Annotated in this window: 12 protein-coding genes and 1 pseudogene; 3 read left to right on the top strand and 10 right to left on the bottom strand. The window is 68.8% G+C overall.

Translation table 11 applies throughout. The features are described from left to right. Positions 1–42: 42 nt before the first annotated feature. On the top strand, positions 43–975 hold the full coding sequence (locus BN2660_RS13010) for a hypothetical protein (protein ID WP_255305162.1): 933 nt from the start codon (positions 43–45) through the stop codon (positions 973–975). 67 nt (positions 976–1,042) lie between these two features. Here the strand turns inward: BN2660_RS13010 and ilvC are convergent. The 7 genes and pseudogenes from ilvC to BN2660_RS12975 form a co-directional block, all read right to left on the bottom strand. Beyond that, a pseudogene (ilvC, locus tag BN2660_RS13005) lies at positions 1,043–2,113 on the bottom strand (ketol-acid reductoisomerase); the annotation flags it as partial. 12 nt (positions 2,114–2,125) lie between these two features. Next, positions 2,126–2,635 (bottom strand): acetolactate synthase small subunit, encoded by a 510-nt coding sequence (gene ilvN / locus BN2660_RS13000; RefSeq protein ID WP_091232745.1) that lies wholly within the window; start codon positions 2,633–2,635, stop codon positions 2,126–2,128. Between the two features lie 2 nt (positions 2,636–2,637). Then, positions 2,638–4,440, bottom strand: a complete 1,803-nt coding sequence (locus tag BN2660_RS12995; RefSeq protein ID WP_091232742.1) for an acetolactate synthase large subunit — start codon at positions 4,438–4,440, stop codon at positions 2,638–2,640. A 68-nt stretch (positions 4,441–4,508) separates the two neighbouring features. Further along, entirely contained in the window at positions 4,509–6,227 is a 1,719-nt protein-coding gene (gene ilvD, locus BN2660_RS12990; protein ID WP_091232738.1) for a dihydroxy-acid dehydratase, read from the bottom strand. A 9-nt stretch (positions 6,228–6,236) separates the two neighbouring features. Beyond that, entirely contained in the window at positions 6,237–7,034 is a 798-nt protein-coding gene (gene otsB, locus BN2660_RS12985) for a trehalose-phosphatase (protein WP_091232735.1), read from the bottom strand. 47 nt (positions 7,035–7,081) lie between these two features. Continuing rightward, on the bottom strand, positions 7,082–8,491 hold the full coding sequence (locus BN2660_RS12980; RefSeq protein ID WP_091232734.1) for an alpha,alpha-trehalose-phosphate synthase (UDP-forming): 1,410 nt from the start codon (positions 8,489–8,491) through the stop codon (positions 7,082–7,084). 51 nt (positions 8,492–8,542) lie between these two features. Beyond that, on the bottom strand, positions 8,543–9,808 hold the full coding sequence (locus BN2660_RS12975) for an MFS transporter (RefSeq protein WP_091232730.1): 1,266 nt from the start codon (positions 9,806–9,808) through the stop codon (positions 8,543–8,545). A 201-nt stretch (positions 9,809–10,009) separates the two neighbouring features. Between BN2660_RS12975 and BN2660_RS12970 the strand changes: the two genes are divergently transcribed. After that, a complete protein-coding gene (locus BN2660_RS12970; RefSeq protein ID WP_091232727.1) occupies positions 10,010–10,288 on the top strand; it encodes a hypothetical protein in 279 nt (92 codons plus the stop codon). A 2-nt stretch (positions 10,289–10,290) separates the two neighbouring features. On the opposite strand, the gene BN2660_RS12965 is transcribed toward BN2660_RS12970, so the two are convergent. Genes BN2660_RS12965 through BN2660_RS12955 form a run of 3 tightly spaced genes read right to left on the bottom strand, consistent with a single transcriptional unit; the run spans position 10,291 to position 12,929 of the window. Next, positions 10,291–11,487 carry an acetyl-CoA C-acetyltransferase gene (locus tag BN2660_RS12965; protein WP_091232724.1) on the bottom strand — a complete coding sequence of 399 codons (1,197 nt, stop codon included), beginning with the start codon at positions 11,485–11,487 and terminating at the stop codon, positions 10,291–10,293. A gap of 10 nt (positions 11,488–11,497) precedes the next feature. Next, positions 11,498–12,154, bottom strand: coding sequence for a 3-oxoacid CoA-transferase subunit B (locus BN2660_RS12960; protein ID WP_176697193.1), 657 nt, complete (start codon positions 12,152–12,154; stop codon positions 11,498–11,500). A 1-nt stretch (position 12,155) separates the two neighbouring features. Then, entirely contained in the window at positions 12,156–12,929 is a 774-nt protein-coding gene (locus tag BN2660_RS12955) for a CoA transferase subunit A (RefSeq protein WP_091232721.1), read from the bottom strand. Positions 12,930–13,034: 105 nt separating this feature from the next. Here BN2660_RS12955 and BN2660_RS12950 point away from each other — a divergent pair, with 105 nt between their 5' ends. Next, positions 13,035–13,823, top strand: a complete 789-nt coding sequence (locus tag BN2660_RS12950) for an IclR family transcriptional regulator (RefSeq protein ID WP_091232717.1) — start codon at positions 13,035–13,037, stop codon at positions 13,821–13,823. The last annotated feature ends 8 nt before the right edge of the window (positions 13,824–13,831 follow it).

Raw genomic sequence — 13,831 nt, 5'->3', positions numbered from 1 at the left:
CATCCGGGCCGCTGGGGCCTGCGCCGGGAGGGGACGAACGTCGTGCTGGAGCCGAGGAAGAACGCGGAGCGCAGCGCTCCGGACGACGCGACGGTCGATCCCGCTGCGGGCTGGACGCCGACGCCTGCCGCGAAGTCGAAGGCGAGGACGTTCCGCTGGATCGCCGCAGTGCTGTGGGTCGTCGCCATCGCTGCCGAGGCGGTCGGGATCTTCTGGCTTCTGCGCCAGCGGGAGTACGTCGGCGAGGACGGTACGCTCGTGCGCGATCCCGACACCGGCCTTCTCCAGGAGCAGGGCGTCACTGCGCAGTTCCCGCAGTGGGCCTTCCTGACACTCCTCGGACTCCTCATGCTCATCGCCGTCCTGTCGATCACGGGCTCGGTGCTGTGGAAGAAGGCGAATCGCCTCGACCCCGCCCGCAGATCCGAGCCGACCCGCTTCTTCGTGCAGAATCAGCTCGGCGCGATCATCGCCGTGGTGGCCTTCCTGCCGCTGATCATCCTGGTCTTCCTGAACAAGGACATGGACAAGGGGCAGAAGGCGACGGCGGGCGTCGTCGGCGTCGTTCTCGCAGCCCTCGCGGTCGCGCTGGGGATCGATTTCGACCCGCCGTCCGTCGAGCAGTACACCGCCGATCAGTCGGCGGTGATCCAGTTGCTCGGCAAGGACGAGGTCGTCTGGGTAGACGGCGGCGCCGTCTACCACGTGTGCGAGGACGTGTCGGACATCCAGACGGGCAGCGAGAAGCGCTTCGGCACCACCGCCGAAGCAGTGGAGGCCGGCAAGATCCGGCTGACCCTGAAGTTCGCCTCGGAGCTCACCGCCTGCGGTCTCACTGTGCCCGACAACGCGGACGAGATCGAGGAGGCTCTGCGCGCGATCCAGGGTGGGCAGATCGACACCCCGCTTCCCGCCCCGGAGTGGGCAGACCCGACCGACGCCCCCATCGTGGTGGAGGACGCCACGGCGGAGTGACAGGCGGACGAACGAGAAGAGGGGCCCGATGCGATCGCATCGGGCCCCTCTTCTCTCGTCACTGGGATCAGCGCGCGGCGCTGCCGTCGACGTAGTCCTCGTCCTGCTGCTTCCAGGCGAAGAGAGCGCGGAGCTCCTTGCCGGTCGCCTCGATGGGGTGCGTCTCCTCCTTGGCGCGGAGCGCGAGGAACTCCTCGGCACCGTTGTCCTGGTCCTCGATGAAGCGCTTCGCGAAGGCACCCGACTGGATGTCGGCGAGCACGCCCTGCATGCTCTCCTTGACGCGCTCGTCGATGACGCGCGGGCCCGAGACGTAGTCGCCGAACTCGGCCGTGTCGGAGATCGACCAGCGCTGCTTGGCGATGCCGCCCTCCCACATGAGGTCGACGATGAGCTTCAGCTCGTGCAGGACCTCGAAGTACGCGATCTGCGGCTGGTAACCCGCCTCGGTGAGCGTCTCGAAGCCGGCCTGCACGAGGTGGCTGACGCCGCCGCAGAGCACGGCCTGCTCGCCGAACAGGTCGGTCTCGGTCTCCTCGGTGAAGGTCGTCTTGATGACGCCGGCGCGGGTGCCGCCGATCGCCTTGGCGTACGACAGCGCGGTAGCCCAGGCGTTGCCCGATGCATCCTGCTCGACCGCGATGATGTCCGGGATGCCGCGACCTGCGACGAACTCGCGACGCACGGTGTGGCCCGGGGCCTTGGGCGCGACGAGGATGACGTCCACACCCTCGGGAGCGTCGATGTACCCGAAGCGGATGTTGAAGCCGTGCGCGAAGGCGAGGGTCTTGCCTGCGGTCAGCTTCGGGGCGATCGACTCGCTGTAGATCGTGCGCTGGTGCTGGTCCGGCGCCAGGATCATGATGAGGTCGGCCCACTCGGTCGCGTCCGCGACGGTCTTGACGGGGAAGCCGGCCTCTTCGGCCTTGGCCGCCGACTTCGAGCCCTCCTTGAGGGCGATCGCGACCTCGACGCCCGAGTCGCGAAGGTTCTGCGCGTGCGCGTGGCCCTGCGAGCCGTAGCCGACGATGGCGACCTTCTTGCCCTGGATGATGGACAGATCGGCGTCTGCGTCGTAGAAGATCTCGGTGCTCACTGGTTTCTCTCCTTGATTGTGATTCGTGGAAGTCTGTAAGGGTTCTGGAACGCGTCAGCCGCGCAGGACGCGCTCGGTGATGCTCTTGCCGCCGCGTCCGATCGCGAGGAGGCCGGACTGGGCGATCTCCTTGATGCCGAACGGCTCGAGAGCGCGCAGCAGGGCCTCGATCTTGCCTCGATCGCCGGTGACCTCGACCACCAGCGCGTCCGAGGCGTAGTCGACGACGGATGCGCGGAAGAGGTTGACCACCTCGATGACGTTCGAGCGGGTCGAGTTGTCGGTGCGCACCTTGATCAGCATGTGCTCGCGCTGCACGGAGGTCGAGAAGTCGAGCTCGACGATCTTGATGACGTTGATCAGCTTGTTGAGCTGCTTCGTCACCTGCTCGAGAGGTAGGTCGTCGAGGTCGACGACGACGGTGATCCGCGAGATGCCGGGCACCTCGGTGACGCCCACCGCCAGCGAGTCGATGTTGAATCCTCGGCGGGCGAACAGGCCGGCGACGCGGGTCAGGAGCCCGGGGGTGTTCTCCACGAGGAGGCTCAGCACGTGAGTCGACATGGTCAGTCCTCCTCGTCGAATGCGGGCGCGTGGTCGCGGGCGTACTGGACGTAGCTGTTGCTGACGCCCTGCGGCACCATCGGCCACACCATGGAGTCCGCGCTGACCACGAAGTCGATGACGACGGGGCGGTCGTTCGTCTCGAGGGCGAGCGTGATCGCCGCGTCCACCTCCTCCTCCTTCTCCACGCGGATCGCCAGGCAGCCGTATGCCTCCGCGAGCTTCACGAAGTCGGGGATGCGGACAGTGCCGTGACCGGTGTTCAGGTCGGTGTTCGAGTGGCGGCCGTCGTAGAACAGCGTCTGCCACTGGCGCACCATGCCCAGCGACGAGTTGTTGATGATCGCGACCTTGATCGGGATGTTGTTGATCGTGCAGGTCGCGAGCTCCTGATTGGTCATCTGGAAGCACCCGTCGCCGTCGATCGCCCAGACGGCGCGGTCGGGCTCGGCGACCTTGGCACCCATCGCCGCGGGCACCGAGTACCCCATCGTGCCGGCGCCGCCCGAGTTCAGCCATGCGTTCGGTCGCTCGTACTTGATGAACTGCGCGGCCCACATCTGATGCTGTCCGACACCCGAGGCGAAGATGCCCTCGGGGCCGGTGAGCTCGCCGATGCGCTGGATCACGTACTGCGGAGCGAGCAGGCCGTCGGTCGTCGGCGCGTAGCCGAGCGGAAACTCCGTGCGCAGACCGTCGAGGTACGACCACCACTCCTCGATGTCGGGCGTCGTGGCGCTGGCCGCGGTGCGGAAGGCCGACTCCAGATCGACCAGCACGTCGCGCACGTCGCCCACGATCGGCACGTCGGCCGTGCGGATCTTCGAGATCTCGGCGGGGTCGATGTCGACGTGCACGACCTTCGCGTGCGGCGCGAACAGAGCGGCCTTGCCGGTGACGCGGTCGTCGAACCGCGCGCCGAGCGACACGATGAGGTCTGCCTCCTGCAGCGCCAGGACCGCGGGGACGGTGCCGTGCATCCCGGGCATGCCGAGGTGCTGCTGGTGCGAATCGGGGAAGGCGCCTCGCGCCATGAGCGTCGTCACGACAGGAGCGTTGGTCGTCTCTGCGAGGGCGAGCAGCTCCGCCGAAGCCCGACCGCGGATCACGCCGCCGCCGACGTAGAGCACCGGCTTCTTGGCTTCGGCGAGCAGGGCCGCTGCGGCCTGGATCTGCTTGCCGTGCGCCTTGGTCACCGGGCGATAGCCGGGGAGGTCGATCTTCGCCGGCCACACGAAGGGTGCGATCTGCTGCTGCGCATCCTTCGTGATGTCGACGAGCACCGGGCCGGGGCGGCCCGTCGATGCGATCTCGTACGCCGCTGCCAGCGCCCCCGGGATCTCCGACGCGTCCTTCACGAGGAACGAGTGCTTGGTCACGGGCATCGTGATGCCGACGATGTCGGCCTCCTGGAACGCATCCGTTCCCATCAGCGTCGAGAACACCTGACCGGTGATCGCGAGCAGCGGCACGGAATCCATGTACGCATCGGCGATCGCGGTGACGAGGTTCGTCGCGCCGGGGCCCGACGTCGCGATGCAGACGCCGACCTTGCCCGACGAGGATGCGTACCCTTCGGCGGCGTGTCCTGCGCCCTGCTCATGCCTCACCAGGATGTGGCGGAGCTCGGACGCGTCCATGAGCGGGTCGTAGACCGGGAGGATGGCGCCGCCGGGCAGACCGAAGACGTCCTTGACGCCGAGGAGCTCGAGCGTGCGGACCACGGCCTCGGCTCCGGAGATCTCCGGTGCGGCGGACTTGGGGGCGGGCGGCCTCGGCACAGCCGAGACGGTGTCAGCAGTCATGACACTCCTTCTGATGGTCTGTTGGCGACGTCGGAGGCCGGGGGCCGGGGGCCGGGGGCCGACGCGGATCAGCCGGTCGTCGCGCCCTCTGCGGCGGACCGCACGAGACGCGAGTACTTGGCAAGAACGCCACGGGTATAGCGCGGGGGTAGCGGCTCCCAGCCGGAACGGCGGGAGGCGAGCTCCGCCTCGTCGACGAGTAGGTCGAGAGAGCGAGCTGCGATATCGACCCGTATCAGATCACCATCGCGCACGAAGGCGATAGGACCTGCGTCCACCGCTTCGGGTGCTATGTGGCCGATGCACAGGCCGGTTGTGCCGCCTGAGAATCGTCCGTCCGTCAAGAGTAGTACATCTTTTCCGAGCCCCGCGCCCTTGATGGCCGCGGTGATCGCCAGCATCTCGCGCATACCGGGTCCGCCCTTCGGGCCCTCGTAGCGGATGACGATGACGGTGCCCGCCTCGATCTCGCCGTTGGCCACGGCGTCCATGGCGGCGCGCTCCCGCTCGAACACTCGCGCCGACCCCTCGAACACCGCGGCATCGAAGCCTGCCGTCTTGACGACGGCGCCCTCGGGAGCGAGCGACCCGTGCAGGATCGTCAGGCCGCCCGTGGCGTGGATCGGGTTGTCGAACGTGTGGATGACCTCGCCGTCGATGGGCTGCGGGTCGAGCTCCGCGAGGTTCTCGGCGAGCGTCTTTCCCGTCACGGTGAGCGCGTCGCCGTGCAGCAGTCCCTCGTCGAGCATCGCCTTCATGATCACCGGGATGCCACCGTGGCGGTCGACGTCGTTCATGACGTACTTGCCGAACGGCTTCATGTCGGCGACATGAGGGACCTTGTCTCCGATGCGGTTGAAGTCGTGCAGGCTCAGCTCGACCTCGGCCTCACGGGCGATCGCGAGCAGGTGCAGCACGACGTTCGTCGAGCCGCCGAGTGCCATCGCGAGGGCGATCGCGTTCTCGAACGCCTCCTTGGTGAGGATGTCGCGGGTCGTGATGCCCTGGCGGAGCAGGTTCACCACGGCCTCGCCGGAGCGGTGGGCGAAGTAGTCACGGCGGCGGTCGGCCGCGGGCGGTGCTGCGGAACCCGGGAGGCTGAGACCCAGAGCTTCGGCGACCGACGCCATCGTGTTCGCGGTGTACATGCCACCGCAGGCGCCCTCACCGGGCGCGATCGCGCACTCGATGCGCTTGAGGTCCTCTTCGCTCATGAGACCGGCGCGGCAGGCGCCGACGGCCTCGAACGAGTCGATGATCGTGACGTCCTTCTCGGTGCCGTCCGACAGCTTGACCCAGCCGGGCGCGATGGAACCGGCGTAGAGGAAGACGCTCGACAGGTCGAGACGCGCGCTCGCCATGAGCATGCCGGGGATCGACTTGTCGCAGCCCGCCAGGAGCACCGAGCCGTCGAGGCGCTCGGCCATCATCACGGTCTCGACCGAGTCGGCGATGACCTCGCGCGACACGAGCGAGAAGTGCATGCCCTCGTGCCCCATCGAGATGCCGTCGGAGACGGAGATGGTGCCGAACTGCAGCGGGTAGCCGCCGCCCGAGTGCACGCCCTCCTTCGCGCCCTGCGCGAGACGGTCGAGGCTCAGGTTGCAGGGTGTGATCTCGTTCCAGCTGGAAGCGATGCCGATCTGGGGCTTGTCCCAGTCCGCGTCGCCCATGCCGACGGCACGGAGCATGCCGCGTGAGGTGGTCGCCTCGATGCCGTCGGTGACGACGCGACTGCGGGGCTTGATGTCGATGGGCGCGCTGCGGGAGGGATCATGCGAGGACATGACGAGAGTCTATTCCCGACGCGAGGCCCTCTCGTCCGCCACGGCCTCCAGAAGCCGGGCCATCTCTTGTGGGTTCTCCACACGCAGCGCGGCCGCGGTCTCCCCCGGGCCCACGCGGACCCCCAGGTCGTCCCCGGTGAGCACCCGCATCGCGTCCTCGTCGGTGACGTCGTCGCCGGCGAACAGGATCCCTGTGGCGGCGAAGTGATCGCGCAGGGCCGACATGGCGGCATCCTTGCCTTCGGACCTGGACGAGAACTCCAGCACGCGATGCCCCGAGCGGCGGCGCCAATGCGGGAATCGCTCGGCGACGAGCGCGTCGATCTCGGCGAACACCGCGCGCTCCACCTCCGCCGTCGCGGTCCGCGTGTGCACGCCCATGCCGAAGGTCTTCGGCTCGAACTCCGCGCCGTCATAGCGATCGATGATCGGCCGGGCCGCCGCCCACAGCGCCTCCCGCTCGGCGTCGTCGGTGTCGGGCCCGGTCGCGGCGGCATCGCCGATCCCCGGGTACCAGTACTGTGCCCCGTGCGAACCCGCCAGCGCGATCAGCGAATCGTCGGTGTGCTCGGTGATCACGCGCAGATCGTGCATGCTGCGTCCGGAGACGTAGGCGACCACGGTGTCGCGCAGCGCGGCGAGTCGCGCGACCTGCTCGGCGACCTCGGGGAGCGCGCGGGCAGCCATGGGGTCGGGCACGAGAGGTGACGCGGTGCCGTCGAAGTCGAGTGCGACGACGAGACGAGGCGTGGCAGCGATCGCGCTCAGCGCGGCATCCGCTGTTCCGGGGGTCCAGGTGCGTGTCACAGAAATCTCCGATCCGAAGGGCTTCGCGGCCGGTGGCGTTGCAGGGATCACGGTCGGCGGACGTCCGAGAGCGCCTGCAGGAACGACGCGGACCAGGCGCTCACGTCGTTCTCGAGGACGCGTCTGCGAAGCGCCCTCATCCGCCTGGACTGCTCGGCAGGAGGCATCTCGATGGCCCTCATGATCGCGTCCTTCAATCCCGCGATGTCGTGCGGGTTCACGAGAACGGCCTGGCGCAGCTCGTCCGCAGCGCCCGTGAACTCGCTGAGCACCAGGACGCCGTGGTTGTCCGCCCGCGTCGCGACATATTCCTTCGCCACGAGGTTCATCCCGTCGCGGAGGGCGGTCACGAGCATGACGTCCGCCGCGAGGTACAGCGCGACCATCTCCTCGCGGGGGTATCCCTGGTGCAGGTAGCGGATCGCCGTGTGCCCCATCGTGTCGTGGTCGCCGTTGATCCGCCCGACCGCGAGCTCGATCTCATCGCGGAGGTGCACGTAGGCGTCCACGCGCTCACGACTCGGGCTCGCGACCTGCACGAGGGTGACGTCCTCGACGCCGATGCGTCCGTCCTCGAGCAGCTCTCCGTACGCCTTCACACGGTGGTTGATGCCCTTCGTGTAGTCGAGGCGGTCGACGCCGAGCAGGATCTTCTTCGGGTTGCCGAGGCTCGCCCTGATCTCTGCGGCCCGTGCCCGGATCTCCGGACTCGCCGCGAGCTCCTTATAAGGCGTGGTGTCGATCGAGATCGGGAAGGCGCGGGCCACCGCCGTCCGCCTGCCTCCGTCGTCGGTCGGCACGGTGACGGAAGAACCCTTCACCTCGTACCGCAGCCGGCGGCGTACGGCGGTGAGGAAGTACGTCGCGTCCTGAGCGCGCTGGAAGCCGATCACGTCGGCGCCGAGCAGGCCCTTGATCACCTGGTCGCGCCAGGGAAGCTGGGCATAGAGCCCGTGCGGCGGGAACGGGATGTGGTGGAAGTATCCGATCGTGACGTCCGGTCGGAGCTCCCGGATCATCTGCGGGACGAGCTGGAGCTGATAATCGTGCACCCACACCGTGCCGTCCTGGGCGGCGACGGACGCCGCGGCCTCGGCGAAGCGGCGGTTGACACGGACGTACGCGTCCCACCACTCGCGGTGGTACTGCGGAGGCGCGATCACGTCGTGGTACAGCGGCCAGATCGTGTCGTTCGCGAATCCCTCGTAGTAATCCGCGATCTCCTCCGCGCTCAACGGCACGGGGACGAGGTCGATGCCGTTGATCTCGAACGGGTCGAGTGCGACGTCCGGCTGCCCCGCCCATCCCACCCATGCTCCGTGGGCGCTGCGCATCATGGGTTCGAGCGCGGCGACGAGTCCGCCGGGCGAGGTGCGCCAGACCTCTTCGCCGTTGGGCCCTTCGACTCGGTCGACCGGGAGTCGGTTGGCGACGACGACGAAATCTGCGGCTGGCATGGGTGGCGCTCCTGACGGTGCTGTGGGGATTCTCCTCAGGCTACAGAAGCCTCAGACCGAGGCTACGCGACGGGGGCGCGCACTCAGCCGCCAGTTGACAAGCCCAGCGGCGAACGCTACCGCCGCCGCGACGATCGGAAGCATCAGCGCCGTCCCTGTGCTCGCGTTCTCCGCGAGCTCGCCGGCGACGGCGGCACCGAGCGACTGGCCCACGACGATGCCGGAGCCCAGCATCGTCATGACCGTCGCCGAGCGGCCGAGAGGGCTCCGCGCCGCGCCGAAGCTGTACTGGGTGACGAGGGTCGGGCCGATTCCGATGCCCATGATCGCCAGGGCGACCATCATCATCGCGGGAGTGTCGACGAGGAGCAGCAGCAGCGATCCGGCGAGGAGGACGCCGGAGAAGACGAGCCAGCGCGCACGCAGCGAGAAGCGCACCGGGAGCCAGGCCACACCGAGCGCCAGGATGGCCGACCCTACGCCCATGACGCCGTAGAGGAGCCCGGCCTGCTCCGATGCCCCGCGGTCCGCCATGAAGGACGTGAGAGACGTGAGCATCGTGCCGAAGAACATCCCGACGCCGAGGATGCCGACGACCACGACGAGGAGCCGCGCCTGGAAGAGCTCCGAGACCGCGGACGGAGCCCGACCGTCACCGTCGCGGTGCGCGGAGACGACCCGAGCGCTCGGATGCAGGGCGAAGGCTCCGACGAACACCACGGTGAGCACGGCAGCGCCCACCAGCGGGGCCCAGGGGGCCAGCGCGGACGCGAGGATGCCGACGATGAAGGGTCCGAAGACGAACACGGTCTCGTCTGCCGCGGATTCGTACGCCATCGTGCCCGAGACGGTGCGCGCGCGCACGGCCTCCGGCATGCGGTCGGCGATCATCGTGACGAGCCGGGATCGCGACATAGGCGCGACCTGGGGAGCCGTCGCGCCGATCCCGAACGCGGCAAGCAGCACGAGGACGTCGGCCGCCCCTCCGTAGACCACGAGCGTGAACAGGATGAGCGTCGTCCCGTTCGCGAGGGCGAGGATGAGCAGGACCACGCGCTGGCCGAACCGGTCGGCCGCGGCGCCGAGCAGAGGTCCGAAGCAGGCGGTGCCGAGCCCGACCGCCGCTGAGGTGAGGCCGCCGAGCGCGAGGGAGCCCCGTGCGGAGACGACAACGGTGAGGACGCCGACGACCATCATCGCGAACGGAAGTCGCGCGATGAAGGCGATCACGAAGTAGGGAAGGCCGGCGATGCGGAGCAGACCGGGCTGGTCCGTCGACGGCGAGGAGGACTGGATCTGAGATTCTGCGTGTGTCATGGCTCTCGCGCGTCAGCCGACGCGGGTCGGGTGCCGCCGCTGTCCGCCGGAGAGCCGGCGGCCGGTAGATACACGGGTGTGCGGCCGCGGCGAACCGCGGCTCCCCCATGATAGCGCCGGTGTCCGAGAGCCACCTTTCAGGATCCGCACCGGTTGTCAAGGCGGGGCACCGCGCCGTCGACGCCGGGTAGCGTGAGGGCCATGAACTACCTCTTCGGCACCGGACTCATCGGCGCGATCACGGCGGGACGCACGCTTCTGCGTGGGTCTCGAGACGAGCCGCTCACGTGGCGGGCGATCCTCTCGTGGGCGAGCTGGGGCATCACGCTCGCCCTGGCCGTCGGCGCGATCGTCGACACACGCCGCCTCAAGCAGGGCAAGCCCATCGCCCACGACTCCCCCGTCTACGCGAAGCAGCAGAAGGAGCAGGAGAAGGACGCGAAGCAGCTCAACAAGGAGCTCAAGCGCAAGAAGCGGTGAGGTCAGCGGGTGAGGATGAGCGCCTCGCCCTGACCACCGCCACCGCAGAGGCCGACGGCGCCGACTCCGCGCCCCCGTCGTGACAGTTCATGCGCGAGGTGGACGACGAGACGTGCCCCTGAGGCGCCGATCGGATGACCGATGGCGATACCGCCGCCGTGGACGTTCACGATCTCGGCGTCGAGACCGAGTTCGGTCTGCGAGCGGGCCACGACGGCCCCGAAGGCCTCGTTGATCTCTACGAGATCGAGATCAGCGGGCGTGATGCCCTGCTTCGCGCAGGCGCGTTCGATGGCACGGGCGGGTTGCGCCTGCAGGGAGTTGTCCGGTCCCGCGGTCTGCCCGCTGGCGCCCACCGTCACGAGCACGGCCCATCCCTCGGCCCGGGCCGTGGCACGGGTCGTGACGACGACCGCCGACGCCCCGTCCGATATCTGCGAGGAGTTGCCCGCCGTGATCGAGCCGCCCTCGGCGAAGGCGGCTCGGAGTCCGGCCAGCGATTCCACCGTGGTGTCCGGGCGGATGCCCTCGTCCGCGTCGACCACGACCGGCTCGCCCCGCCGCTGCGGCACCGTGACGGCGACGATCTCATCGTCGAAGACGCCGGAGGCCCGCCCCGCGGCCGCGCGCTGGTGCGACAGGGCCGCCACCGCGTCCTGGGCCTCCCGCGTCAGCTCGAAGCGCGCGTTGTGCCTTTCGGTGGACGCCCCCATGCTCTCGCGGTCGTAGGCGTCGGTGAGCCCGTCGTAGGCCATGTGGTCGAGGACCTCGACGCTGCCGTACGTCCACCCGTCGCGCGAGCCCATGAGCAGATGCGGTGCCCGGGTCATCGACTCCATGCCCCCGGCGACCACGACCGACGCATCGCCCGTGCGGATCATGCGTGCCGCGTCGATGACCGCCGTCAGCCCGGACAGGCAGACCTTGTTCACGGAGTGTGCGGGGACGTCCCAGCCGATCCCCGCGCCGATCGCCGCCTGCCGCGCCGCGTTCTGTCCGGAGCCGGCGGCGAGAACCTGCCCGAGGATCACCGCGTCCACCGCGCCCGGATCGATCGACGCCTGCTCCAGCGCTCCACGTATGGCGAAGGAGCCGAGCTGCGGCGCCGTGAAGCTCGCGAGCTGACCCTTGAGTCTGCCCTGCGGCGTGCGGGCGGCGGCGACGATGACGATGTCCTGGTCGGTCTCGTGGTGGCTCATCTCGGCATCCTCATTCATTTCGGTCCTTCAGGGATTCATGGATGATCAGGGGCGGTTGTGTGGCGTCCACGACCTGCTGGACGCTCACGCCGGGTGCGGTCTCCACGAGCACCAGCCCGTCCTCCGTGACGTCGAGCACGGCGATGTCCGTGATGATCCTGTCGACGACCGCACGACCCGTCAGGGGCAGCGAGCACTGGTCGACGATCTTGGCGCTGCCGTCCTTCGCCACATGCTCCATGAGCACGATCACGCGGGCTGCGCCGTGCACCAGGTCCATCGCTCCGCCGGGCCCCTTGACCATCTTGCCCGGGATCATCCAGTTGGCCAGATCACCGGTGGCCGACACCTGCATGGCTCCGAGGATCGCCGCGTCGATCTTGCCTCCGCGGATCATGCCGAAGCTCGTGGCGGAGTCGAAGAAGGCAGCGCCGGGGAGGACCGTCACCGTTTCCTTGCCGGCGTTGATGAGGTCGGGGTCGACGGCGTCCTCGCGCGGGTAGGGACCCACGCCGAGGATGCCGTTCTCCGACTGCAGCACGACCGTCACACCGTGCGGGACGTGATTCGGCACGAGTGTCGGCAATCCAATCCCGAGGTTCACGTACGAGCCGTCCTGCAGCTCGGCGGCGGCGCGCGCCGCCATCTCGTCTCTCGTGAGCGCCACGTCAGGCTCCTTCCGCGGCGACGGTGCGCCGCTCGATCCGTTTGGGGATGTCTGCACCCACCTCGACGATCCGGTGCACGAAGACGCCGGGCAGGTGCACCCGGTCGGGGTCGAGCTCGCCAGGCTCCACGAGTTGCTCGACCTGTGCGATGCAGACGCGTCCCGCCATGGCCGCGAGTGGATTGAAGTTCCTCGCCGCCTTGTTGAAGATCAGGTTGCCGTGCCGATCCCCCACGAGCGCGTGCACCATGGCGTAGTCGGTCGTGATCGCCTCCTCGAGGACGTACTCCCGCGGCGTCCCGTCGACGTCGAAGGTCCGCACGTCCTTGACGGGGGAAGCGACCGCGATCGTGCCGTCCTCGGCGTATCGGCGCGGGAGGCCGCCCTCCGCCACCTGCGTGCCGACTCCCGTCTGTGTGAAGAACGCCGCGATCCCCGATCCGCCGGCACGGAGCTTCTCGGCGAGCGTGCCCTGCGGGGTGAGCTCGAGCTCGAGCTCGCCGGAGAGGAACTGTCGCTCGAACTCCTTGTTCTCCCCCACGTATGAAGATGTCATCTTGCGGATGCGGTGCGCGGCCAGCAGGATCCCGAGCCCCCAGTCGTCGACGCCGCAGTTGTTGCTCACGACGCTGAGGTCGCTCGTCCCCTGCGCGAGCAGCGCTTCTATGAGGGCGATCGGGTTGCCGGACAGCCCGAACCCGCCCACGGCCAGGGACGATCCGTCCGAGATGTCGGCCACGGCCTCAGCCGCCGATGCCCACTGTTTGTCGATCACGTGTGCTCCTTCGAAGACGTGCGCTCTCCCAGCATCCGTCATCACCCGTCACTTCACGAAGACGGTGCTTGCGATGTGGTCCCCGCTCCCCGTAGCGTCCACATCATGGACAACCAGTCTCGATCCGTGCCCGGTGCGCAGGCCATCGCGCGCGCCGCTGCTCTTCTTCGTCTGGTGAGCGCGAGCGGCGCGCAGGGCGCCACCGTACAGGATCTGACCCGATCATCCGGGCTGACGCGGTCCACCGTCCACAGACTGCTCTCTGCTCTCCGGGTCGAGGGCCTGGTGGATCGCGACGAGCAGAGCGCGCGATGGACTCCGGGCCCTGAGCTCTTCCTCATGGGGTCCGTGGCGGCGGCTCGATACGACGTCACCACGCTCGCTCGGGACATCGTGCGGTCTCTCGCGGTCACGACGGAGGAGAGCGCGTTCCTCTCGGTGCGCAGAGCGGACGAGACCGTCTGCCTGCTGCGCGAGGAGGGGGCGTTCCCGATCCGATCCTTCGTCCTCAGCGAGGGCGTGCGGTTCCCTCTCGGCGTCGCCAGCGCGGGACTCGCCATCCTCTCGTTCCTTCCTGACCACGATGTGGATGCGTATCTCGCCCGACACCCCGAGCTGCCGCAGGACTGGGGGCGCTCGCATGCCGAGCCGTCGCTCCGCACGCGCATCGCCGAGACGAAGGCGCGTGGCTACGCCGTCAATCCCGGGCTCATCGTGGAAGGGAGCTGGGGCCTCGGCGCGGCGGTGTTCGATCGCGCGGGACGACCCGAATGGGCACTGAGCCTGACCGGTGTCGGCTTCCGCTTCGGCCCCGACCGCATCGCCGATCTCGGCCGCACGCTGCTTGCGCATGCGCATCAGCTCTCTGCACGGATCGCCGCGACCCGACGCTGACCGATCGT

This window comes from Microbacterium sp. 3J1 (assembly GCF_001049495.1).
Classification (GTDB): domain Bacteria; phylum Actinomycetota; class Actinomycetes; order Actinomycetales; family Microbacteriaceae; genus Microbacterium.
Note: the sequence above shows the minus strand (reverse complement) of the source record. Positions and strands in the feature narration are given on the sequence as shown.